General features: G+C 29.9%; 19 protein-coding genes. 10 read left to right on the top strand and 9 right to left on the bottom strand.

Going from position 1 to position 24,324, the window contains the following annotated elements; translation table 11 throughout:
* Nucleotides 1-243: 243 nt before the first annotated feature.
* Nucleotides 244-3,057: a triple tyrosine motif-containing protein gene (locus AABJ49_RS00225; protein ID WP_338374956.1), complete on the bottom strand. Its 2,814-nt coding sequence runs from the start codon at nt 3,055-3,057 to the stop codon at nt 244-246.
* A gap of 182 nt (nt 3,058-3,239) precedes the next feature.
* Complete coding sequence (locus tag AABJ49_RS00220; RefSeq protein WP_338374955.1) at nt 3,240-4,808, bottom strand: T9SS type A sorting domain-containing protein; 1,569 nt, start codon at nt 4,806-4,808, stop codon at nt 3,240-3,242.
* A 423-nt stretch (nt 4,809-5,231) separates the two neighbouring features.
* Between AABJ49_RS00220 and uvrA the strand changes: the two genes are divergently transcribed.
* The 6 genes from uvrA (at nt 5,232) to AABJ49_RS00190 (ending at nt 10,104) form a co-directional block, all read left to right on the top strand.
* Nucleotides 5,232-8,024 carry an excinuclease ABC subunit UvrA gene (uvrA, locus tag AABJ49_RS00215; protein ID WP_338374953.1) on the top strand — a complete coding sequence of 931 codons (2,793 nt, stop codon included), beginning with the start codon at nt 5,232-5,234 and terminating at the stop codon, nt 8,022-8,024.
* Nucleotides 8,025-8,116: 92 nt separating this feature from the next.
* Nucleotides 8,117-8,353, top strand: a complete 237-nt coding sequence (locus AABJ49_RS00210) for a hypothetical protein (protein ID WP_338374950.1) — start codon at nt 8,117-8,119, stop codon at nt 8,351-8,353.
* A complete protein-coding gene (locus AABJ49_RS00205; protein WP_338374949.1) occupies nt 8,343-8,642 on the top strand; it encodes a type II toxin-antitoxin system RelE/ParE family toxin in 300 nt (99 codons plus the stop codon). The genes AABJ49_RS00210 and AABJ49_RS00205 overlap by 11 nt, the downstream gene beginning before the upstream one ends.
* Nucleotides 8,643-8,831: 189 nt before the next feature.
* Complete coding sequence (locus tag AABJ49_RS00200; RefSeq protein ID WP_338374948.1) at nt 8,832-9,518, top strand: hypothetical protein; 687 nt, start codon at nt 8,832-8,834, stop codon at nt 9,516-9,518.
* Between the two features lie 110 nt (nt 9,519-9,628).
* A complete protein-coding gene (locus tag AABJ49_RS00195; protein ID WP_338374947.1) occupies nt 9,629-9,862 on the top strand; it encodes a hypothetical protein in 234 nt (77 codons plus the stop codon).
* A complete protein-coding gene (locus AABJ49_RS00190; RefSeq protein WP_338374944.1) occupies nt 9,850-10,104 on the top strand; it encodes a type II toxin-antitoxin system RelE/ParE family toxin in 255 nt (84 codons plus the stop codon). The genes AABJ49_RS00195 and AABJ49_RS00190 overlap by 13 nt, the downstream gene beginning before the upstream one ends.
* A gap of 42 nt (nt 10,105-10,146) precedes the next feature.
* Here AABJ49_RS00190 and AABJ49_RS00185 read toward each other — a convergent pair whose 3' ends face one another.
* The 4 genes from AABJ49_RS00185 to AABJ49_RS00170 form a co-directional block, all read right to left on the bottom strand.
* The gene (locus tag AABJ49_RS00185) at nt 10,147-11,610 is read right to left on the bottom strand and encodes an oligosaccharide flippase family protein (RefSeq protein ID WP_338374942.1); all 1,464 of its coding nucleotides are present in this window, start codon (nt 11,608-11,610) and stop codon (nt 10,147-10,149) included.
* Nucleotide 11,611: 1 nt separating this feature from the next.
* Nucleotides 11,612-12,910, bottom strand: a complete 1,299-nt coding sequence (locus AABJ49_RS00180; RefSeq protein WP_338374941.1) for a glycosyltransferase family 4 protein — start codon at nt 12,908-12,910, stop codon at nt 11,612-11,614.
* A gap of 58 nt (nt 12,911-12,968) precedes the next feature.
* The gene (locus tag AABJ49_RS00175) at nt 12,969-15,431 is read right to left on the bottom strand and encodes a YfhO family protein (protein ID WP_338374939.1); all 2,463 of its coding nucleotides are present in this window, start codon (nt 15,429-15,431) and stop codon (nt 12,969-12,971) included.
* Nucleotides 15,432-15,516: 85 nt separating this feature from the next.
* Nucleotides 15,517-15,780 carry a DUF4834 domain-containing protein gene (locus AABJ49_RS00170; RefSeq protein WP_338374937.1) on the bottom strand — a complete coding sequence of 88 codons (264 nt, stop codon included), beginning with the start codon at nt 15,778-15,780 and terminating at the stop codon, nt 15,517-15,519.
* An 88-nt stretch (nt 15,781-15,868) separates the two neighbouring features.
* Between AABJ49_RS00170 and AABJ49_RS00165 the strand changes: the two genes are divergently transcribed.
* Together AABJ49_RS00165 and AABJ49_RS00160 are read left to right on the top strand one after the other, a co-directional pair.
* Complete coding sequence (locus tag AABJ49_RS00165) at nt 15,869-16,882, top strand: transporter (protein WP_338374935.1); 1,014 nt, start codon at nt 15,869-15,871, stop codon at nt 16,880-16,882.
* 15 nt (nt 16,883-16,897) lie between these two features.
* The gene (locus tag AABJ49_RS00160) at nt 16,898-18,016 is read left to right on the top strand and encodes a GTP cyclohydrolase (protein WP_338374933.1); all 1,119 of its coding nucleotides are present in this window, start codon (nt 16,898-16,900) and stop codon (nt 18,014-18,016) included.
* A gap of 54 nt (nt 18,017-18,070) precedes the next feature.
* On the opposite strand, the gene AABJ49_RS00155 is transcribed toward AABJ49_RS00160, so the two are convergent.
* Both AABJ49_RS00155 and AABJ49_RS00150 read right to left on the bottom strand, forming a co-directional pair.
* A complete protein-coding gene (locus tag AABJ49_RS00155; RefSeq protein ID WP_338374930.1) occupies nt 18,071-19,288 on the bottom strand; it encodes a hypothetical protein in 1,218 nt (405 codons plus the stop codon).
* 156 nt (nt 19,289-19,444) lie between these two features.
* On the bottom strand, nt 19,445-20,701 hold the full coding sequence (locus AABJ49_RS00150; RefSeq protein WP_338374928.1) for a pyridoxal phosphate-dependent aminotransferase family protein: 1,257 nt from the start codon (nt 20,699-20,701) through the stop codon (nt 19,445-19,447).
* A 398-nt stretch (nt 20,702-21,099) separates the two neighbouring features.
* Between AABJ49_RS00150 and AABJ49_RS00145 the strand changes: the two genes are divergently transcribed.
* Nucleotides 21,100-21,675, top strand: coding sequence for a non-canonical purine NTP diphosphatase (locus tag AABJ49_RS00145; RefSeq protein WP_338374925.1), 576 nt, complete (start codon nt 21,100-21,102; stop codon nt 21,673-21,675).
* Here AABJ49_RS00145 and AABJ49_RS00140 read toward each other — a convergent pair.
* Entirely contained in the window at nt 21,672-22,277 is a 606-nt protein-coding gene (locus tag AABJ49_RS00140; RefSeq protein ID WP_338374923.1) for a trimeric intracellular cation channel family protein, read from the bottom strand. The two genes, AABJ49_RS00145 and AABJ49_RS00140, sit on opposite strands and share 4 nt — an antisense overlap.
* 169 nt (nt 22,278-22,446) lie before the next feature.
* Here AABJ49_RS00140 and AABJ49_RS00135 point away from each other — a divergent pair, with 169 nt between their 5' ends.
* Nucleotides 22,447-24,315 (top strand): DEAD/DEAH box helicase, encoded by a 1,869-nt coding sequence (locus AABJ49_RS00135; protein WP_338374921.1) that lies wholly within the window; start codon nt 22,447-22,449, stop codon nt 24,313-24,315.
* Nucleotides 24,316-24,324 lie beyond the last annotated feature (9 nt).

Below are 24,324 nucleotides of genomic sequence, written 5' to 3'. Positions count from 1 at the left end.
TTCTTAAATAGCTCAAAAATTGAATTTTAAAATTAATCTAATAATTGTAAAAAAGTTAAAATTAGACGCAACAAAAAACATACATTGTAATTAATTACGATTTTTTTTGTCATAAATTCATTAAAAGTCCTCTATTAACAATATTTTATGACACTTCTAATTTATCAATTAGATAAGAAACAAAGGTTTTAAATACAGCTATGTTGTACTAATGTATAGGTGAAAAGGTAAAAAATGTATAGGTTAAATTGATAAGATATATTCAACTAAGCCTTGCTCATGGGGTAAATCCATTTTTTTACGCAAACGATATCGTTTAATCTCTACACTTCTAACCGAAATATTGATTAATGGAGCTATTTCTTTAGAGGATAAATTCAATCTTAAATAAGCACAAAGTCTCAAATCGTTTGGAGTTAAACTAGGATGTAATTCTTTAACTTTCTTAATAAAATCTTTGTCAGCGTTATCAAAAGCTTCTTTAAAAACATTCCAAGTATCTTCTTCTTTTACGTTTCTTGTAATGGTTGAAATTATAGATTTTATACTTCTATTTGAATTATCTTCAGTAGAACTCTTTAAGTCTTCCTTGATTATATTTAAAAGTTCTGTTTTCTTGATTAGATTCATCGTTGAAACAGCTAGTTCTTTGTTTTTTTCATCAACAGCTTGACTCAATTGCTCATTTTTGATTTTCATTATCTCTTGCGAACTTTCTAATTCTTTTAACTCTAATAAAAGGTTATTTTCTGCTATAATTTTTTCGTGTTTCTTTTCGTGAAAATTATTATAAAACTTATTAATGTAATATGCCATTATTAAGAACAATATCACATAAAAAATCATGGCAAAATTATTTAAATACCATGCTTTTTTAATTGTAAAAGAATAGGTAGCAATATTTTTTGTAATAGAGTTGGTAACTTTTGCACGAACACTGAAAACGTAATCTCCTGAAGATAAGTTCTTGAAAACAGCACTTGTTTTGGAACTCCATTCACTCCATTCATTTTGAATACCTTCCAATTTATATTGATATTCTGCATTTATGTATTTATCATATTCTGGAACTGTAAAATTAAATACCAAATTGTTATCGTTATAGTTAAAAATTCCTTCATCAGCAATGGAAGAAGTAACTGCTTTTTTATTCAAAACGTTACTAGAAACTCCAGTTATGGAAACTTTATAATTGGTAAATTTTACTTCTTTGTTTTTAAGAACATAATATCCATCTGTTGTTCCAATTAAAAAAGTTTCATCACTAATTTGGTTAATATTTTCATAACCTGGCATCGAATTAGTTAACGAAGCTGGAATTGGCAAACTATTTTTCTTTAAATCTTGAGTCATTTTACTTGAAGAAAAATAATGAATGTAATTTTTGGTAAAAAACCATAGATTATTTGATTTATCTACAACCATTTTCCCTGTTACATATTCATCTTTTTCAAAAACACTACTCAAAAGGGTATCTTTCTCAAACTGTTTTGTTTTTTTATTCAATTTGAAGACTCCTTGTCGTGATGCATAGTAAATTTGAGAATTGTATTTGATCAAACTTGCATTTTTGCCTTTAAGTGGTTTTTTGTATTCGTATAAATTTGAAGCAGAAGTTAATTCTTTATTAACCTGAAATCTATAAATTCCTTTATATTCATGACTTACATAGATTTCATTGTTTAAAATTTCGAAATATCTAGAGGAATAATCAAATCCTTTTATTTTATTTTTAAAAACCCATTTATCATTTACAAATTCCAATATTGAAATCCCTAAATAGTTCCCTTGAAGAATTATATTTCTGTTATTAGGTAATGGTTCAAATTTCCATGTTCCAGTCTCATTGTAAACCAGTGAGGCAGTATCATTTTTAATTATGAAAGTTCCTGAATCGTGCCCACAAAAAAGAGTATTGTTGTGAACAAATAAAGACCACACTTGACCTTTAGTACCTTGAATAAAAGTAAATCCTGAATTAGAGTTAATTGCTTTATAAAACAAACCTTGATTCGTTCCTATGTAGAGTTTTTCATTATATATAGCTGATGTATAAACAGTTCCAATTAATCCAGTATTATCCGTATAGCTTTTTATAGGAGATTGAAGGTTAATGCAATTGATACCATTATCTAAACCAATCCACAAATTCCTATCTAAATCTTCAAACAAGGATAAAACAGTATTATTACTCAACCCATTGTTTTGAGTGATTTTATATTTTAATTGACCTTCACTATTTAAGATGAATATTCCATTAGAAATTGTTCCCAAAGTAATGCTACCATCATGTAAAACTTCAGAATTGTAAATACTACTTTGCTTCAATTCATCATCAACATTTGTTGTATATTTTTTTAATTCACCATTCAAATAAGAATAAATACCTTGTTTTTGGGTGATTAAAAACAATCCTTCGTTGGAGTCAATTAGATTAATTATTTTATTTTCTTTTACTATTGCATCGTTCAAAAAGAGTTTACTTTTTCCTTTTTCAATTTCAAATAAGCCATTTGAGGTTTGAAAAAAGATTCCATTACTAATTTTGAATGCTTTACTAATTGCAGATTTTGGATCAATTATAGAAAAACTATTTGTTTTAGTGTTGTAAGCATAAATTTTTTGCAAAGATTGAAACAAAACCCAGTTATCATAATTTAAAATCCCCCAAAACTGCTCGTCATCTACAAGTTTACTATTTATATTTTTACTTAGAGAAGTATATTCTAATTGACCATTTTTTTGTCTTATCCAATAACCAAATTCCATGTATGAACCTGTATAAATTCTATCATCTATACATTTTACAGAACGAATAATAGTTTCGTTTGGTGAAGGATATAAGGTCCAAGTCGAACCATTATATTCAAGTAATCCTTCATTATTTGCAAAAAACATAAAATGATTCTCGTCTTGAGAAATCATCCAATTTTGTATTCCTGCTTGATAACTACTTTGTGTGTATTTGACAATAGGTGGTAATTCTTGGCTAAAACCAAAAAAAATATAAAAAAATAATAGAAATGAACAGTAAGCGTTGGATTTATTAATTTGCATTGGTATGTTAAATAAAACTAAAGATAATTAATAAATATTGATAAATAAAAATGATAATTAATAATATTACATTTTTAACAACTGTTTTTTTTAATCTCAAAAATATTATGATCGTTATGAAGATATTGAAAACAAAAAAAGACTGTCCTTGCAGACAGTCTTTTTTTTAATATTTAAAAAAATTAGTTTTTAATTAACTTGATTACTTGAGTACCATTTGCACTTTCAATATTAGCAAAATATATTCCATTTGCTAAATCATTTCCATTAATTGTAGCTGAAGAAGTATTTGGATTTAAACCCAAAATTTGTTTTCCTGATATATCAAATAGTCTAATTGAATTAATAATTTCTTTAGAATTTACATTCCAATCATTGTTTGATGGATTAGGGTAAACATTGAAAGTATTATTTTCAAAAGAAGCATTACTAAGTACAGTGTTTTTGTGCAAATAAATATTATCTACATATACAACTCCTAAATTTGATGATAATATAAATTGAGCTAAATTATTTCTAGTCTGTGGTGCATTATCAAATGCTGTTAAAGGTATATCTACTGATACCCAAGCACCTGAAGTGGTAACTATACCAGTATATAAAAACGCACTACTTTCAACACCATTAGTATGGTTAGACCATTTCGGATTAAGTACTTTGCCTGTTAAATTAGACGCATCTGTCCAATAGTCCATATGAAAATGTGTAAAAGCAGTTGCATCAAAAGAATTAGTAGAAAAATCTACACCTAAGAAATTTGTAAAGGTTATTTTCTTAACATCATCACCTCCAACTTGAATATCTTCAACACTTGAATCATCCCATGGTGCTGACCATGTATCTACAGTTACATTTGAATATGCATTACTAAATAATGATTTTACATCAGCTAATGGTCTTGCAGGTGGTGTTGGTGCAGGGCCTGTTGGACCTTGTATTACATAATTAACTGTGTAAGTTTTAACAACACTTGTATTTTGAGAAGTTACAACAACTGATGCTGTACCAGGAACTGCTGTAGCTTGGTTTATAACACTTGTTGCATTAGCATCACTTGTAACAGCAGATGTAATTTGAGGAATTGGAGAACCGTTTACGACTCCAACATTATAAGTAATTGTATTTGGTGAAAACCCAGGAACTGTTGCTCCATTAACTTTTAAATCACTCAAATTTGCATCTGAACCCGGTGCAACAGGAGTTTTCCAAAAATAAATATTATCTAAATAAATAGTTATTGGCACAGTACTTCCTGGTCCATTTGCAGCAAATTTCAATTGAAATACAGAATCCCATGTCATTCCAGTAAAAGCGCTCTTAGGGATATCAACACTTGTCCATGTACCAGACGTATAGTTGATTGTCGTTAAAACTTCTCCTGCACCTGTTCCATTGTTAATTGGACTAACTTGTAAAATACTATTTGCTGGATTAGCATTTGTCCATACATCAACGTGTAAAAACTCCATATTAGTTAAACTCTGTTGTGTTAATTCAGTACCTTGGTAATTAAAACCAGTGTATGCCATAACAAAATTAGTTCCTGTACCTGTTGGATCAAATGTAGTATTAACTCCTCCTGATTGACCCCAATTAGGATTGTAGTTCGTTGCTATATTAGTGTAAGTATCACTAAAAACAGATTTAACATCCGCAGCAGCATTTGTAGGTGTTGGTGCATTTGTTGTTGGCTGAGCATATGCATATCCGAAACTCAATAGCAAGCTCAAAATCAAAGTAATTTTTTTCATAATATATATATTTTTGAGTTAAAAATTTTATTATTCCAAATATATTACATAAATAATTACCATATCCATAATAGGTGTTATAGAAACTATACAAAATTTAAAACCCAAAAAACAATAAAAAAAGTCAATAAACAAAAGAAAAACAAAATGTTACACATCCTATAATTTTTACTTGTAAAAACTTTATAACAAGAATTATAACAGTTTCGTATAGGTAATGTATAGGTAGATTTTGAATTAACTACATAATAAAATAGTTAAGAACATTAAAAAAAGCCAATTCTATCTTGTTTTAAATTTATTTTTTCAAATAATACATTTTTAATTATTCATTTTTTTTAAGAAACTTTATGATTATACTTCTCTAAATATTTATGCTCAAAGGTTTAATTTATGTAAATTTGCATTTCTTTTCAAAAAGCTATGATTAAAACCGATTTTTCAAAATTAGAACCAAAAAAAAACATTTTAATAAAAGGAGCACAATTACACAATCTGAAAAACATTGATGTAGCGATTCCTAGAAATAAATTAGTGGTTATAACTGGTTTATCCGGTTCAGGAAAATCGAGTTTAGCTTTTGATACACTTTATGCTGAAGGACAAAGAAGATATGTTGAGAGCTTATCTTCTTATGCACGACAATTTTTAGGTCGTTTAGATAAACCAAAAGTAGATTACATTAAAGGAATTGCTCCAGCGATTGCCATTGAACAAAAAGTAAATACCACAAATGCACGTTCCACAGTAGGAACTTCAACAGAAATATACGATTACCTAAAACTACTATTTGCTCGAATTGGCAAAACCTTCTCTCCTATTTCTGGAAATGAAGTTAAAAAAGATTCTTTAGCAGATGTTGTTAAATATATACAAGAATTAGAACAAGATAGCAAATGGCTTCTAATTGCTCCTATTCATTTAGAAGATGGAAGAGCTTTAGAAGATAAACTTAAAGTACTATTACAACAAGGTTTTGCCCGAATATTAGTCGATAACGAAATGATTCGTTTGGATGCAATTGAAGGAATGAATTTCGCTAAAAAAGAAGTCTTATTGATTATTGATAGAATCGTCGTCAAACAAAATGATGAAGAATTCATGAATCGCTTGGCTGATGCCATTCAAACTGCTTTTTTTGAAGGAAAAGGTACTTGCTATTTACAAGAAGTTAATTCGAATAAAAGAGTTGGATTTAGCAATAATTTCGACCTTGACGGAATGACTTTCTTGGAACCAAATATCCATTTATTCAGTTTTAATAATCCTTATGGAGCTTGTCCTACTTGTGAAGGTTATGGAAATGTAATCGGAATTGACGATGATTTGGTAGTGCCTAATACAGCTTTATCAGTTTATGAAAATGCCATTTTTCCTTGGAGAGGAGAAAGCATGAGTTGGTATCGTGATCAATTGGTCAACAATTCACACAAATTTGATTTCCCTATTCACAAACCTTATTTCGAACTATCAGAAGAACACAAAAACCTAATTTGGGAAGGAAATAAATACTTCACAGGTTTAAATGATTTCTTTACCGAATTAGAAGAAAAAAACTATAAAATCCAAAATCGTGTGATGCTTTCACGTTATCGTGGAAAAACCAAATGTCATACGTGTAAAGGAAAACGTCTTCGAGTAGAAGCAACTTATGTTAAAATTGCTGGTAAAAACATTTCAGATTTGGTGGATTTACCAATTTTGAAATTGATTACTTTTTTCAAGGAATTGACTTTAAACGAATACGATGCAATTGTAGCCAAACGTTTATTAATCGAAATCAATAGTCGATTAGAATTTTTACATAAAGTTGGATTAAGTTATTTGACTTTGAACAGAAATTCAGCAAGTTTATCTGGAGGTGAATCGCAAAGAATTAATTTGGCTACATCTTTAGGAAGTAGTTTGGTAGGTTCAATGTACATTTTAGATGAACCAAGTATTGGATTACATCCAAAAGACACAGAACAATTGATTGAAGTGTTGAAAAATCTTCGTGATTTAGGAAATACAGTCATTGTAGTGGAACACGACGAAGACATTATGAAAGCGGCTGATATGATTATTGATATTGGTCCAGAAGCAGGAACCAATGGTGGTTATTTAGTGGCACAAGGTACTTATGAAGAAATTCTAAAAGCAGATTCGTTAACAGCCAAATATCTAAATGGTTCAGCACAAATTGAACTTCCAAAAAAACGTAGAAAATTCAAAAATCACGTTGACGTAATTGGAGCTCGTGAAAATAATCTTCAAAACCAAAACTTTACCTTTCCTTTAGAATGTCTAACAGTTGTTACTGGAGTTTCAGGAAGTGGAAAAAGTACTTTGGTCAAAAAGATTTTATTTCCAGCCATAAAAAAGAGTTTAGAAGGAATCAGTGAAAAAGCAGGACAATTTACTGAATTAGCTGGAAGTTATTCGCATATCAAACATATTGAATATGTAGATCAAAATCCAATTGGAAGAAGTTCGCGTTCTAATCCTGTGACTTACATCAAAGCTTATGATGATATTCGTGATTTGTATTCGAAACAACCCGTTTCTAAATTACGTAATTACCAAGCCAAACACTTCTCTTTCAATGTTGATGGTGGACGATGTGAAACTTGTAAAGGTGATGGTTCTGTAACTATAGAAATGCAATTCATGGCTGATGTGAATTTAATTTGTGAAACTTGCAATGGAAAACGATTTAAAAAAGAAATTTTAGAAGTCAAATTTGAAGAGAAGAACATCGATGACATATTAACCATGACAATTGATGATGCTTTAGCTTTCTTTACAAAATTTGAACAAAAGAAAATCGTACAAAAGTTACAACCTTTACAAGATGTTGGTTTAGGTTATGTACAACTAGGCCAATCTTCATCAACTCTTTCTGGTGGTGAAGCCCAACGTATTAAATTAGCTTCTTTCTTAGTTAAAGGAACAATCAAAGACAAAGCTTTATTCGTTTTTGATGAACCAACTACAGGTTTACATTTTCATGATATTAAAAAATTATTAGCCTCTTTCGAAGCTTTATTAGAAAAAGGCCATTCTATTATAGTTATCGAGCACAATTTGGACTTAATCAAATGCGCTGATTACATCATTGATATTGGTCCAGAAGGTGGAGAATTTGGAGGAAAACTAATGGCTTTTGGAACTCCAGAAGAAGTTGTAAAGAACAAAAATTCAGTTACTGGGAAATATTTGAAGGAGAAACTTTAGGCTTTGTTTCAAATGGTTTCAGGTATAATTTGTTTCCATTTATTGATTTTATTTTGATTTTTTTCTTAATTTTGATAAATAAACTTTTTAGTATGGAAACCGTTTCTTTAGCCACTTTAACCAAAAAATTAAAAAATGCACCTCAAAGTGTTATTGAGCGTGTTATGGGTTATGTTGATGCGTTATTGGAAAATTCTAAAGAAACTAAAACCTATTTATTAACAGACGAACAACAAAATATTCTTAACGAACAAGTTGGTCTTAATATGAAAGAATATACAGAAGCAAGCAAAGTATATTCTAATTTGAAAGATAAGCATGAACTTTAAGGTTTCTCTTTCACCAATTGCAATAAAAAATATTGATGATGCAATTGATTATTATATTAAAGAAGTAAATAAAAAAGTAGCACATGATTTTTTAAAAGACTTTCAAAATGTATATAAAGCATTAGAAAAAAATCCTTTTTATCAAATTCATGACCGTAATTATCGTTTTCTTCCTTTTAAAAAATTTCCTTTTATTGCATTTTATATCTTAGATGAATCTAATAAAAATGTTTTAATAAATGCTGTTTTTCATACTTCACAAAACCCTGATAAGATTTCTAAAATGTAATTCTGAAACAATCTGAAACTAAAAAACTATCTAAAACAAATTTAAAATTCTAATTTACAACTACTTAAAACTCATTAACAACTCATTGACAACTGCTTAACTTATTCTGGCACAGCTATTGGATTTAGGTAATTAAACAACAATAGATTTAAAAATTGTTGCATTGTTTAACCTTAAATTATAGAAGTCATGAAAAAAATTACACTTTTAGTAGCAAGTTTATTACTCATCAGTAATGTAACTATTGCATCAGAAAAAAATGTGTTCGGTGCAAATGATGAAGGTTATCGCTTTATTACAGATTATAGAGATGCTGACCCAATTGTATTTAAAGAGAGAGGAATTGAATTCTTCATCTTTTTAGATGGTCAATTTGATTTTAATACACAACCAACAACTTCAGGCATAAGATATCGTACTGAAAATATGAACAGAACTTATGGAGCACCTGGTGTTAGATCTGTAACTGTTTCAAATACCTATTATGGTCCTGCTCGTGGAGTACGTGTTGAACACGATAACTTTGGAAGAGTAAGAAGAGTTGGAAATGTTTTTATCAACTATGATGCTTATGGAAGAGTGAAAAGAGTTGGTTCTGTATATATGAAATACAATAGCTTCGCTTTGAAACAAGTTGGTGGAATGAAAATTTTCTACAACCGAAGAGGTCAAATCGTTGATGTAGTTGGATTTGTAAACAGTTCAAGCTATGGAAATGGATATAACTTCAACGGAAACGGTTATGGAAACGGAAACTACAATAATGATGATTCTGATGAAGATTTCTACTACTACAGAAAAGATGGTAGCAAAGTAAAAATGGATGATTCAGACATAATAGAAATTAAAAGAGACGAAAAAGAAAGAAAAAGATAGTTTTTGATTAGTTAGTTTAGTTTGTTGAAAATCCTGTGGATTCTGAAAAGATGAAACAGGATTTTTTTATTTTGAAACATTTGCTTAAATTTGTTTAAACATTTATAACCATGAGCAATTTAGAAATAACCAAAAACAATTTGATTGATAGAATATTAGCCAATTCAAATGAAAAATTTTTAAAAGCAATTGAAACTATATTTATTTCTTCAAATGAAAAGGAAATGGTAAACTTATCCTCAGCACAAATTGAAATGATAAGAATGAGTGAATTAGATATTAAAAATGGTGATGTTATATCTCAAGAAGATTTAGATAAATCTGATTTTGAATGGCTAAAATAAAAATTCTTTGGACTAAAACAGCTGTAAATCAGAGAAATTACATTTTTAATTATTGGAATACAAGAAATAAATCATATTCATATTCAAAAAAATTAAATCAAAAAATAATAGAACGAATTTCAATTTTAATCAAAAATCCTGAAATTGGAAAAATTACTTCAATAGCAAATTACAGAGCAATTTCATTAGGAAATTATAGTATTATTTATACTTTTATTGAATCTAAAATATACATAACTTAGATTTGGGATAATCGTCAAAACCCAGAAAAATTATTAGAGTTTTTAAAATCTAAAACGACTTAAAACTTTATCTATAACTTCATTAATATCATTTGACAATTTCAATTTATAACTCAAAGTCAAATAAACTATGGAAACTAATATAGATTTCATTACGATATTAATTATAGGATGAAACGGAAATTCCCAAAAATAAAACAATAAAAAACAACCAATTAATATCCCAAATGAAATAATTGTATTTTGTGTAAATGGAAATAAATTCATTCTCTTAACAACAAATAATAATTTTGCTATACTATACAAAGTAATCGAAATCATAGTTGCAAAAGCAGTTCCGTTTAATCCATATAATGGAATGAAAATCATATTTAATACAACGGTTAAAATCACCAACAAAACTCCTAAAAACAAAACGGTTTTATAATATTTTGAATTGAAAATAATGGCATTATTGTTTCCTAATATTAAATCAAAATATTTAGATAAACCTATTGTGAACACCACAAAAATCCCCTCTGAATATTCAATTGGTAACAATAAATACAATTGATTGATGTTTACCAAAATCCCCAAAAATATCAAACCACCAACAATTTGTAATGTAACGGATGTCTTTTTGTATAAGTCATTCAATTCATCATGTTTATTTTCACTCATCAATTTGGCTGTAATTGGATACGTAATTTGATGCATGGCACGACTTGGAACAGCAATTACCGTAGCAATAAAAATCGCAACTGAATAATAAGCAATGTTTTCAATTTTAACATAGTTGTTCAACATGAATTTGTCAATTTCTAAAAACAAATTGGCAATTCCACCTGTCAAAATAATGAATAAACTATAAGTAATAATCGCTTTTGCATTCGTTGGAAGTCTAAATTTCAAAGACGGAAATCTAACTTTATAAGCATAAATTTTCATCAAAACCATAGCTAAAAAATAAATTCCCATTAAAGAATAGACAAATTCAACTGGTGTTATCCAATTAAAATAAACTGCAAAAAGACTTATACTAACCAGAATTCGCAAGAAAACTTCTTTAATAAAATTTCCTAAAACCGATTGCATATGTACTTTTACCCAAGCATAGAAAATTTCAAAATATCCCATACAAAGTCCGATTACAGGAATTTGCCATACATAATCATAAACAATAGGATTCTCTTCTGATAATAAAGTCGCAATTTGATGATAGCCAAAATACCCTATCAATGAAAAAGGAACAATCAGCAACAAAGGAAGTAACAAAACAAAGGTCAAAAAAGTAGATTTCTCTTCTTCTGTTTTATATTCGTTAAAGTACTTTACCAACGTATTATGCACTCCAAAAGCCATCAAAGGCATCATAATATTTGCTGCTGACAAGACATAACCCACCAAACCATAATAAGTATCACCCAAAAACTGAACATACATATACAACGTATTAATCGCTCCAATGGCAAAACCAATGTAAGTGATAATCGTATTGTTAAAAGACTGTTTTAAAACGATTCCCATTTTAAGACTTATGAGTTATGAGTTGAGCTAAATGTTCGGTTAGCTTTTTTCTGCTGTATTTCTGCAAACCAACAGCATTAACTTGTAACGTATTTTGTTTAAATTGATTATAATACGTTTCTATTTGCGATTTTAAAGCTTCTTTTTCTTCGTATGTAAAGAAAGTTCCTGTATTGGTTTCTTTGATGATGTTTTTGAAATCTGCATGTTCTGGTCCAATAGCTAAAATTGGTCTTTCGGAAACCATGTATTCAAACAGTTTCCCTGGAATTATGCAATTTGTATCTTCTGAATCAATTTCAATTAATAATAAAACCTGCGAACTTTTTTGTTCTTGTAAAGCTTCATTATGTGAAACATAACCTAAATGATTTACATAACCTTCTAATCGAAATTCCTTGATGGTTTCCAAAACTTCTTTACTTACAGCTCCAATTAATTTCAGTTGAAAATCGTTGGCAAAGTCTTTATTTTCTTTACATAATTCGGATAAAGATTTCCATAAAATTCTAGGATTTCTTTCTGATAAAAATGAACCAATATGTGCCAAAGTAAATATAGAATCCATTGGTTTTTTGGAAATATTCTCAACATCATAACCGTTTGTTATGACTTCGATGGGATTTGAGGTGATTTTTTCAAATTCAGATTTTGTAGTTGGTGATGTTACAATTAGTTTATCACAACTATTCATGACTTCTTTCTCTAAATCTTTATGTTTTTGAGCTGATTTTTTTGATAATTTCAAAGCTTTATGATATCCAATAGTTGTCCATGGATCACGAAAATCAGCTATCCATTTTATGTTATTTTGCTTTTTCAAACCTAATCCAATTAAATGAACGCTATGTGGTGGACCAGTTGTAATTATGGTTTCAATATTGTTTTCTTGAATAAAGTTATGAAGAAATTTTATGGATGGTTTCACCCAAAAAATTCGTGCATCAGGAATGAACATATTTCCTCTTATCCAAAGTAACATTCTTTCAACAAAAGATTGTTTTTTCTTATTGGGAATTATTCCAGAACTTATTTTCTTAGTTTTATTTTTCGACAAAAAAGAAGCAAAACCATAAGGTTCTAAAATGGGTTGTCTGATAATTGTTACTTTATCAGAAACTTCTTGAACCAAATTCTCATCCCACAAAGGATAAGTTGGATTTTCTGGAATATAAACTATGGGATCAACTCCGAAATCAGGTAAATATTTTACAAATTTTAACCAACGCTGTACACCTGGTCCACCGGCTGGAGGCCAATAATAAGTAATAATTAAGGTTTTATTTGTTTCAGGTTTCAAGTTATTGGTTAGAAGTTTAAAAGGTTATTTGATTAAAAGGTATTATATGAAAAAATCTTTATTCTTTTTTCTTTGCTCTTTCTTCTTTTGTCTCAAAATAAATCCCACCAATCAATAACAACAACATTCCAATGGAACTAAACAACACAATCGTACTTCCTGTTTTTACAACTTGTGGTTCAAATTTGAATTCAATAGTATGATTTCCTGCAGGAACTTCTAATCCTCTTAAAGCATAATTTACTCTATAAATCGGAGCTTCTTTTCCATCAATTGTCGCTTTCCAACCCTGTTCATAATACATTTCGGAAAATACCGCAAATCCTTTATTTGAATTAGTTGATTTGTATTTCAAATGATTTGGTTTGTATTCGATTAAATCAATTTTAGCTAAAGAATCACTTTTAAAATCAAAATTCTGAATTTTCGCATATGGATTTGTAACAAAACCTTTATTATATTTTTCTGTTTCACTTGAAAGAATCACCGCTTCATCTTTAGTTCGTAAACTATCCAATGCTTTCATTTCTTCATCAGAAGTTTTTACCACTTTTAATTTTTCAATAAACCAAGCATTTCCATTAGCATCTGGATTTAATAAAGCTACATCTTCACCTTTTTCGTCAGCTTTTATAATATATTTAGTATTCAACATATTATACACCTGAAGATTATTATTTGCAATTTGGTAATCAAACAATTCTTGCATTCTCTTCGGCTTTACAGCACTATAACCACCAAGCGATTTGTGAAAATATGAACTTCTAGCACTACTCATATTTCCTGCCACTTCAAAAACCCTGAAATGTGTTGTGTCTTGTAAGATATTTTTATCGGCTTCAGTCATTTGATAAGGTATATCAATTTCTCTTTTTGACTTGAAGTTTTCATCATTTACATACTTTTTATCCACTAAAAATAAATCAAAAACCATAACTAATCCTACTACAATAATAGCATTTTTCTGAGAAATCTTATTCTTGATTGATGCGTACATTACAGCAAATACAATAATTAAAAACCCAAAAGAACGGAACACATCAGAAGAATACATTGCTGCTCTATCTTCTTTTAGCACACTCATAAATTCATAACCATAAGCTTCTGCATAATAACCATCAGCTGGTCCAGAGAAGTTAAACATTCCTTTGAAAAGTAATAACGAAACTAGAATTCCACCAACAATTGCTCCAGATTTCCATAAGGCATTCCATTTTTGAGAATCATCCGATTTATAGAAGGAATACAATCCTAAAATTGCCAAAACAGGCATACATAATTCCAATAAAACTTGAATAGAAGAAACTGCTCTAAACTTATTATATAAAGGAACGTAATCAATAAAAAAGTCTGTTAATAATGAGAAATTTTTTCCCCAAGAAAGGAATAATGAAAGTATAATTCCTGCCAATAAAGTATATTTTACTTTTCGTTTCTCCACAAAAAAAGCTAAAACGGCCAAAAAGAAAACTATAATTCCAATGTAAGCTGGTCCAGAAACTCCTGGTTGATCACCCCAATAAGTTCTCAATTGTTTAGTAATCATTGTAGCTTCTGCTTCACTTGCACCTTGCGAAATGACATATTGAAACATTTCTGAATCTTTACCTAAATCTTCATAACTCGCACCACCAAAAAGCCTAGGAGCAATTAAGTTTAAACTTTCTGCAATTCCATAGCTATAATCTGTAATGTATTCATAACTCATTGCGTTTGAGTTTTCTTTTTTAGATCCATCAGCTTCATAAGTTAATTCACTATCACTTCTTGTTGAAAATTTGGCATATTCTGATGTTGCTAATAAACTTGTTGCGTTTGAACCAACTGCAAAAATTCCAGCAATGGCAAACACTCCAACAACTTTGGCTAGACCTTTAAAATCTTTTTCTTTGATAAACTGAACAAAATAATAAATAGAAACTACTAAAAGCAAAATCAATAAATAATAAGTCATTTGAAAGTGGTTCGCTTGAATTTCTAAAGCAGCAGCAATCATAGTTAGTAATCCACCAACAATATATTTTCGTCTAAAAACCAATAAAACTCCAGCCAAAACCATAGGCATATAAGCAATAGCATGAGCTTTTGCATTGTGTCCAGCACCAATAATAATTATCATATAGGTTGAAAAACCAAATGCTAAAGCTCCAAAAAAGGCTTTTAAGGGATCAACTTTTAAAACAAGTAATAGTATATAAAATCCTAAAAAGTATAAAAATAAATAATCAGCTGGTCTTGGTAAAAAACGCAAAACATCATCAAAATGACCTATAAAATCATTAGGATATTTTGCTCCTAATTGATACGTTGGCATTCCTCCAAAAGCGCTATTTGTCCAATATGGTTCTGCATTTGTTTCTTTTCTAAAATCGTTTTGTTCTTTTGCCATTCCAGTGTATTCTGCAATGTCGTGTTGGTAAATTTGTTCTCCTTTTAAAACAGGATAAAAATAAATTACGGCTACAATTACAAACCCAAGAACTGCCAATAAATGAGAAGAATATTTTTGCAAATTTTTCATGCTACTAATTAAAATTTTAATGATGCTAAAGTAAATAAAAAAAGGATATTGTTAAAATATCCTTTCTGTTATTGTTTAAATGTTATTAATCTACTTCTTCGTAATCAATATACTCTCCTACTTTCTTCTTTTCTTTAGGGTTAACCTTTGACTGAAATGTGTTTTGAGTAGTTGATTGTTGTTTATTTTGATGTTGACTCATTTGGTCTTCCATTTTTTGTTGGACTTTACTCATTGCTTTTTGCATAAGTATTGGTGCAAAAATTCGCAATAAGAATTTAAACAAGTAGTAAAATAAAACTATGTAAGCTAACGTTTTTAATAAACCTGCAAATGATGCTTCTATCATTGTAATTTAATTTTAAAATTCAAAAATACGACTATAAGTAGTAAAAACCCATAAATTGTTTCTTAAATTTATGATAAAATAACTACTTTTGAAAAACTTATTTAAGCCAATTATGAAAAACATTCTTAAATTACTCCTTCTAACTGCTTTACTCACTACTGAAATAGTCTCAGCTCAATATACCGACGTAATAAACTCCAACCGACCTGGAAAATCGATGATGGCCTTCTCTGTTGGAAAATCTGTTATTCAATTAGAATCTGGTTTTTTTGCAATTAATGAAAATCACGATTTAATAGATTATGACGCAAATGGTTTTGGAGTAGATTTCGCTTTACGTTGGGGTGTAATCAAAGAAGAAATGGAAGCTGTAGTAGAAATTCAATATCAAAATGACACCTATACAAGTCCATTAGAAGAATACAAAAGAAGTGCATTAAGAACAACAGTTATTGGTGCAAAATATTTGGTTTATGATCCAAATAAATATTACGAACAAAAAATAAATATTAAAAGTTGGAAAGCCAATCAAGGGTTTAAATGGAGACAATTAATTCCAGCTGTTGGTGTTTTTGCTGGTGTAAACCTTAATTTTTCTGACAATCCTTTTAACTACAATTCAAAACTAATTGAACCAAAAGTTAGTCCTAAAGTAGCCTTAATTACACAAAATACTTTTGGTACACGGTGGGTTTTAGTAGGAAATGTAATTTATAATAAATTCACTTCTGATTTTAAATCTTTAGAGTACATTGCGACATTAACTCATGGTATAAATCAACAATGGTCAGTTTTTATTGAAAATCAAGGTTATAAAGGTGATTTATATAGTGATATTATTTTTAGAGGTGGTGGAGCGTATCTTTTTTCTCCTAATTGGCAAGTTGATGCTTCATTTTCAAAAAACATTAAAAATACACCTTCAATAATGTATGGTGGCGTTGGAGTTTCTTGGCGTTTCGATGGTAATTATCAAGAAGTTAGAATAAAATCTCCAGAAGACAGAAAAAAAGACAAAGCCAATAAAAGTGCTAAAAAGAAAGAACCTAAATTAAATAAGAATAAAGAAAAGAAATTAAAAAAGTCAAAAGACGAAGAATAATTTCAACAAACTATAATGATTGAAATAAAAGAAGCCAAAACTAAAAAGGAAATGAAAGATTACGTAATGTTTTCTTTCGAATTATATAAAGACAATCCTTATTGGATTCCACCAATAATAGCAGAAGAATTAGAAACTTTTGATAGAGATAAAAATCCAGCTTTTCAAACTGCAGAAGCTTACTTTTATTTGGCTTATAAAGATAATAAAATTGTAGGTAAATTAGCTGCCATAATCAATTGGGATGAAGTAAATATTCTAAAAAAGAGTAAAGTTCGTTTTGGATGGTTTGATGTTATTGACGACATTGAAGTTACTAAGGCTCTCTTGGAAAAAGTATATGAATTAGGAAATAAACACAATTTAGAAATGGCTGAAGGACCTATTGGTTTTTCAAATTTAGATAAGGTTGGTGTTTTAGTAGAAGGTTTTGATCAAATGGGAAATATGGTTACTTGGTATAGTTTACCTTATTACAAAGATCATTTTGAAAAATTGGGTTTAACCAAAGAAAAAGAATACATAGAAAGTGATTTTTCCTTTCATGGTATAAATCCAGAACCTTTTCAAAAAGCAAGTGTATTAATTAAAAAAAGATACGAATTAAGGTGTTTAAATTTCACAAAAACTAAAGACATTATGCCATATGTGGATAAAATGTTTGATTTGTTTAATGAAACTTATGCCAAGCTTCAGTCTTTTGTTGCCATTAATGACATTCAAAAAGAATATTTCAAAAAGAAATACATTAGCTTCATTAATCCTGAATTCATAAAATTTATAGTCGACAAGGATGATAAAATGGTTGCTTTTGCCATTGTAATGCCCGGATTTAGTAATGCTTTAAAGAAAGCCAATGGAAAATTATTCCCATTTGGATTTTATCATTTACTTAAAGCAAAAAAACACTCTAAAGAAGTTGTTTTTTATTTAATAGGAATTACGCAAGAGTATCAAAGTAAAGGTGTTACAGCTATTATTTTTGATGAATATTATAAAGTATGCCAAGCTAAAGGAATTGAAACTTGTGTTAGAACACCAGAGTTAGAAGAAAATCATGCAATACATAACTTATGGAAGCATTTTAACAGTAGGATAACGAAACGAAGAAGAACTTATTCAATCAAATTATAAAAAAAGGCAGAATTTTTAATTCTGCCTTTTTTTATAATTATTAATATTTTATTCTCAATAAGTTGCTATAACTTGGACACTCTCAAAACTTTGACCTCCAAATGTACCTCTTACTCCATCATCATCAAATAATAGAGCATCAATTCCTCCAGCAACAAAACCGATTACAGTTATACTATGTGTTCCTGCTGCTAATTCGACATAAGCAGTTCCATTTACACTATAATAACCGTTGTAAACTGTTCCTGTCGTTATAGTATTAGTGTAGCTACCAGCGTAATATCCGTAAGCACCAACGCCATTTACTCTAACTAATCCTCCATACAACCTAGGTCTTCCATCATCAATTCTACTTCCGTTATTAGTTGTCAAAAGAACCGATGTTTGATAATTAATACTCACCATAGCTTTACGAGTTAACGTTATTGATCCAGTGTAGAGCACACCTTGAGCAATATCACCATCAGCATTTGAAGATATAATTGTTTGAGGTATTGCAGTAGCTCCTGAAGCATTTACAAGTGTTTTAGTAGAAGTACCTCCTAAAACTAAATCTCCAGTAGCATTTGCATATACTACAGATAAATCTAAACCTGTGTTATTATTCGATGGGTTATTTGTACTATTTAAATTATCAACCCTAATGGTATTACCTACTCCTTTAACATGTAATTTAGCGTCTGGAGTACCTGCTCCAATTGCCACACCATTATTGTCTACTCGTAGTTTTTCTGTACCATTGGTTGAAACACCAATCGCATCAGCACTTGGACTAAAAATACCTGTATTTTGATCACCTTGGTAAGAATATGTAGGTAATGCCTCAGTACCTAATGAATACGATTGCAGTTGCCCGTTATTTGCATTGGAAATATTCCACCTATCCGTTGAATTTGTCTTAATTCTTAAATCCTGAGCATTTGTAGTTCCTAAAAAGTTAGTTCCTGCAGTCGTATTTCCATTTCCTGTTGTGGACCAGTTTTGTCCAACAGCTAATCTAACCCATTTAGCACTATCCCAGTAATAATACCCTGGAGTAACATCCGCTACAGTAGCAGTATTGTAAACCATTTCTGAAGTTGAAGGTGCTGTTAAAGGTGCAGCAGCTGTTGTAATAGTCAAAGCTACCCTAGGAATTAAAAGACCATCATTAGTTGATGTAATGTCTAAAGCTGCATTTGGATTTGTTGTTCCAATTCCAACTTGTGCATTTCCTATTAATGTAAAAACAAAAATAAAGGAAAAACAAAAAAAGTTAATTTTTTTAACCATAGTTACTATATTTAAATTAGTAGAGTCCTTATTTAAATTAGTGTCTATGGCATAAAGATAAAATTATTAGTCCAAAAAAAAAAGTCTGAAAAAAATTTTACAGACTTTTTTTAAACATTAAAAGTTATAGTTATATAATTATTATTTTAACATCTTTTATACATTTTCTACAGTAGTAGCAGCAATTTGCTTATAAGTTCCATTAACTAACTTTTCACGAATTGCTTCAAAAGCAGACAAAGTTTCGTTAATATCCTCTAAAGTATGTGAAGCAGTAGGAATCATTCGTAATAAAATTATACCTTTTGGAATCACAGGATAAACAACAATAGATAAGAAAATACCATAATTTTCACGTAAATCGTTAACCATTATCATAGCTTCCGGAATAGAACCTTCTAAATATACTGGTGTAATACAAGTATTGGTGTCTCCAATATTAAAGCCTTTTTCTTTTAATCCGCTCTGTAATGCAGTAACATTTTCCCAAAGTTTATCTTTTAAACCTGGATTTTCACGTAATAATTGTAAACGTTTTATGGCTCCTATTGTTTGAATCATTGGTAAAGACTTAGCAAACATTTGAGAACGTAAATTATATTTTAAATAATCAATAACATCTTTATCAGCCGCTAAGAAAGCTCCAATACTTGCCATAGACTTTGCAAAAGTTGAAAAATAAACATCAATTCCGTCTTGACAGCCTTGCTCCTCACCTGCTCCAGCACCTGTTTTACCTAGGGTACCAAAACCATGTGCATCATCAACTAACAAACGGAAATTGTACTTTTCTTTCATAGCTACAATCTCTTTCAACTTACCTTGTTGTCCACGCATTCCAAAAACACCTTCTGTGATGAATAAAATTCCTCCACCAGTCTCAGTAGCCATTTTTGTAGCACGTTGTAAGTTTTTTTCCATACTTTCCAAGTCATTATGCTTGTAAGTAAAACGTTTTCCCATGTGCAAACGAACACCATCTATAATACATGCATGTGCATCAACATCATAAACGATAATATCATTTTTTGTTACCAAAGCGTCTATACATGACATAATTCCTTGGTATCCAAAATTCAACAAATAAGCTGATTCTTTTTGTACAAAAGCTGCCAATTCATTTTCCAATTGTTCGTGAATAGAAGTGTGCCCACTCATCATTCTAGCACCCATTGGATAAGCAGCACCATACTCTAGAGCTGCATCAGCATCTGCTTTTCTAACTTCAGGATGATTAGCTAAACCTAAATAGTCATTGATTGACCAGTTAAGCACTTCTTTTCCTTTAAAAGTCATTCTTGGTCCAAGTTCTCCTTCTAATTTCGGAAAAACGAAATAACCTTCAGCTTGTGAAGCCCATTTCCCTAATGGCCCTTTATTATCTTGTATTCTTGCAAATAAATCTTTTACCATAATATGTTAAATATAGTTTTAAAAACCCGGCAAAAGTACGAATAAAAAAGAGATTATAATAATTTATTTTTGGGAGTTTGCAAAACATCAAAATACATTTAAAAACACTAACTGTTTGTTTTGCAACGTGCTATCCACTATATCTTTTGTAGTTTCCTTTTTTTTAGAAAAAAAAGAAAACTACAAAAGGATGCCGTTACTATCACTAACGCAAAAAAAGAATAAAAAATTAGATATATATTAAATAATGAACGTATATTTGCACCGAACGACACAGCAATGTGGTTACACGTTCACCATGAAAGTCGATCGCTCCAGATCGGCTTTTGTACTTTTTAGGAAATTCCAATACTTTTGAAACTACCTGAAACCAAAGAAAAACTCTGAAACTAAAAATTATGAAATTAGTCTTCGCATCCAACAACAAAAACAAGATCAAAGAAATTCAGCAAATGCTTCCTGAATCTATTACTATTTTGAGTTTAGAAGATATTGGGTGTACAGAAGATATTCCAGAAACAGCCGAAACTATTGAAGGAAATGCAATTCTTAAAGCGAATTATGTTACCGAAAAATATGGTTATGATTGTTTTGCAGATGATACTGGACTACAAGTTGAAGCCTTAAATGGAGAACCTGGAGTTTATTCAGCAAGATATGCAGGAGAACAAAAAAATGCCAATGAAAACATGAATAAATTGCTTTCAAATTTGGAAAACAAAACCAATAGAAATGCGCAATTTAAAACCGTCATTGCACTAAATATTAACAAAAACCAATATCTTTTTACAGGAATTGTAAAAGGAAATATCATCAAAGAAAAAATTGGAAATCAAGGTTTTGGGTACGACCCAATTTTTGTTGCAGAAAACGATACTCGAACTTTTGCACAATTATCAATAGAAGAAAAAGCAATTATTAGCCATAGAGGAATTGCAGTAAAACAACTTATTAATTTTCTCTCTAAGATTTAATCTTTTGCATATAAAGAAGGTAAATACCATTTGTATTTTACTGCTAAGAGTCGAAAAGAAATCATAAACAAAGAGGTAAATAAATACAAAACATCTTGATTCAAGTGAATTCTTTTTAGAAGAAAAAACAAAATTCCACCAGCTATACAAACAGTTGCATAAATTTCTTTTCTAAATATTACTGGTATTTCATTACACAGAATATCTCTAATAACGCCTCCAAAACTAGCTGTAATAGTTCCTAAAATAATACAGATTATAGGATGCAGACCAAATTCAATTCCTTTTTCTATACCAATTATAGTAAAAACACCTAACCCAATTGAATCAAATAAGAATAAAGAAATTCTCAATTTTTCTAAATGTCTTTTAAAAAAAATAGTAATAAAATAGGCTAATACAATTATATACAAATAAGTCAAGTTTTCCATCCAACTCACAGGAGTTTTTCCAATTAAAACATCACGTAAGGTTCCTCCACCAAGGGCAGTTACAAAAGCAATAATTATAACACCAAAAGCATCTAGTTTCTTATTCAAAGCAGACAAAACTCCAGAAATACTAAAAACAAAAACCCCAATACCATCTAAAATTTCAAACATTTTTTGAATTTAATTAATTAAAACTCGACAAAAATAGATAATATTTAACTTCATCAAAGAATAGAAATACTTAATTTTAAACATAAAAAGAGCTGAAATTGAACATTTTAGATATAATTAGTATATACCACTTATAATCAGTACCTTTGCACCCAATTTAAAATACTTTATGAATAAATTTGAACAATTAGGTCTGAATGAATCGTTACTGCTGGCGATCAAGGATCTAGGATTTGAGAATCCGTCAGAAGTGCAAGAAAAAGCGATTCCAGTACTATTGGAACAAAACACTGACTTAGTAGCTTTAGCACAAACAGGAACAGGGAAAACAGCAGCATTTGGTTTTCCGCTAATTCAAAAAATAGATGTTGAAGACAGAAGCACTCAAGCATTAATCTTATCTCCAACACGTGAACTTTGTTTACAAATTACCAACGAAATTAAACTGTATTCAAAATACATCAAAGGTTTAAATACCGTTGCAATTTATGGTGGTGCAAGCATCACAGAACAAGCCAGAGAAATTAAACGTGGAGCACAAGTAATTGTAGCAACTCCAGGTAGAATGCAAGACATGATCAATCGTGGATTGGTAAACATTAAAAACATAAACATTTGTGTTTTAGATGAAGCTGATGAAATGTTAAATATGGGATTCTATGAGGATATTGTTTCTATATTATCTGACACTCCAGAAGACAAAAACACTTGGTTATTCTCTGCAACAATGCCAGCTGAAGTAGCTCGTATTGCTAAAAAGTTTATGAAAGAACCAGCAGAAGTTACTGTTGGACACAAAAACTCAGGATCAAAAACAGTTTCTCACGAATTTTACTTAGTAAATGCTCGTGATAGATATGAAGCCTTAAAACGTTTAGCCGATTCAAACCCAGATATCTTTTCTGTAGTTTTCTGTCGTACAAAACGTGATACACAATCGGTTGCTGAAAAGTTAATTGAAGATGGTTACAACGCTGCAGCTTTGCATGGAGATTTATCTCAAGCACAACGTGATGGTGTAATGAAATCTTTTAGAGGAAGACAAATTCAAATGCTTGTTGCGACTGATGTTGCTGCTCGTGGAATTGACGTTGATGATATTACTCACGTTGTAAATTATCAATTACCTGATGAAATTGAAACGTACAATCACCGTTCTGGAAGAACTGGTCGTGCCGGAAAAACGGGTACTTCTATCGTAATTATCACAAAAAGTGAATTGCGTAAAATTTCAGCTATTGAAAGAATCATCCAACAAAAATTTGAAGAAAAAACAATTCCTTCAGGTATAGAAATTTGTGAAATTCAATTATTACACTTAGCTAATAAAATCAAAGACACAGAGGTTGATCACGAAATTGATAACTATTTACCTGCTATTAATGATGTTTTATCTGATTTAGATAAAGACGAATTAATCAAAAAAATTGTTTCTGTAGAATTCAATAGATTTTTAGAATACTATAAAAAGAAACGCGATTTATCAGGTTCTGGTGAAAGAAGCGAAAGAAATAGTTCTGAACCAAGAGAATTTAAAGCTGGTGATGCTGTTAGATATTTTATCAACATTGGAGCTAGAGATGATTTCGATTGGATGCAATTAAAAGACTTCTTAAAAGAAACCCTAGATTTAGGAAGAGATGATGTTTTCAAAGTTGATGTAAAAGAAGGATTCTCATTCTTCAATACAGATGCTGAACACATGGACAAAGTAATGTCAGTAATCAATGGTTATGACATGAATGGAAGAAGAATCAACGTTGAAATTTCTAAAAACGATGGTGGCTCTAGAAACTCAGGAAGAAGAGACCATAACGGTAGAGGAAGAAGCGATAGAAGTTCTGGTGGTTTTAGAGGAAATCGTGATGGTGGAAGCAGAACATTTACTAAAAGAGATTCTAATGCTAGTCCTGGTGGTGGAGAAAGAAGAAGAAGAACATCATCATCTTCAGATGCACCAAAAAGAGAAAGAAGAAGCTCTGGTGGAGAATCAAAAGGGTTCTTTGAAAAAGCTAAACGCTCAAGAAGAAGCGAATAAATAAGTTAA

Origin of the sequence: uncultured Flavobacterium sp. (genome assembly GCF_963922255.1) — a bacterium.
GTDB lineage: Bacteria > Bacteroidota > Bacteroidia > Flavobacteriales > Flavobacteriaceae > Flavobacterium.
Note: the sequence above shows the minus strand (reverse complement) of the source record. Positions and strands in the feature narration are given on the sequence as shown.

Coding starts and splice junctions, on each gene's coding strand:
- AABJ49_RS00225 (WP_338374956.1), bottom strand. CDS start 3,057: ATGCAAATTAATAAATCCAACGCTTACTGTTCATTTCTATTATTTTTT.
- AABJ49_RS00220 (WP_338374955.1), bottom strand. CDS start 4,808: ATGAAAAAAATTACTTTGATTTTGAGCTTGCTATTGAGTTTCGGATAT.
- uvrA (WP_338374953.1), top strand. CDS start 5,232: ATGATTAAAACCGATTTTTCAAAATTAGAACCAAAAAAAAACATTTTA.
- AABJ49_RS00210 (WP_338374950.1), top strand. CDS start 8,117: ATGGAAACCGTTTCTTTAGCCACTTTAACCAAAAAATTAAAAAATGCA.
- AABJ49_RS00205 (WP_338374949.1), top strand. CDS start 8,343: ATGAACTTTAAGGTTTCTCTTTCACCAATTGCAATAAAAAATATTGAT.
- AABJ49_RS00200 (WP_338374948.1), top strand. CDS start 8,832: ATGAAAAAAATTACACTTTTAGTAGCAAGTTTATTACTCATCAGTAAT.
- AABJ49_RS00195 (WP_338374947.1), top strand. CDS start 9,629: ATGAGCAATTTAGAAATAACCAAAAACAATTTGATTGATAGAATATTA.
- AABJ49_RS00190 (WP_338374944.1), top strand. CDS start 9,850: ATGGCTAAAATAAAAATTCTTTGGACTAAAACAGCTGTAAATCAGAGA.
- AABJ49_RS00185 (WP_338374942.1), bottom strand. CDS start 11,610: ATGGGAATCGTTTTAAAACAGTCTTTTAACAATACGATTATCACTTAC.
- AABJ49_RS00175 (WP_338374939.1), bottom strand. CDS start 15,431: ATGAAAAATTTGCAAAAATATTCTTCTCATTTATTGGCAGTTCTTGGG.
- AABJ49_RS00170 (WP_338374937.1), bottom strand. CDS start 15,780: ATGATAGAAGCATCATTTGCAGGTTTATTAAAAACGTTAGCTTACATA.
- AABJ49_RS00160 (WP_338374933.1), top strand. CDS start 16,898: ATGATTGAAATAAAAGAAGCCAAAACTAAAAAGGAAATGAAAGATTAC.
- AABJ49_RS00155 (WP_338374930.1), bottom strand. CDS start 19,288: ATGGTTAAAAAAATTAACTTTTTTTGTTTTTCCTTTATTTTTGTTTTT.
- AABJ49_RS00150 (WP_338374928.1), bottom strand. CDS start 20,701: ATGGTAAAAGATTTATTTGCAAGAATACAAGATAATAAAGGGCCATTA.
- AABJ49_RS00145 (WP_338374925.1), top strand. CDS start 21,100: ATGAAATTAGTCTTCGCATCCAACAACAAAAACAAGATCAAAGAAATT.
- AABJ49_RS00140 (WP_338374923.1), bottom strand. CDS start 22,277: ATGTTTGAAATTTTAGATGGTATTGGGGTTTTTGTTTTTAGTATTTCT.
- AABJ49_RS00135 (WP_338374921.1), top strand. CDS start 22,447: ATGAATAAATTTGAACAATTAGGTCTGAATGAATCGTTACTGCTGGCG.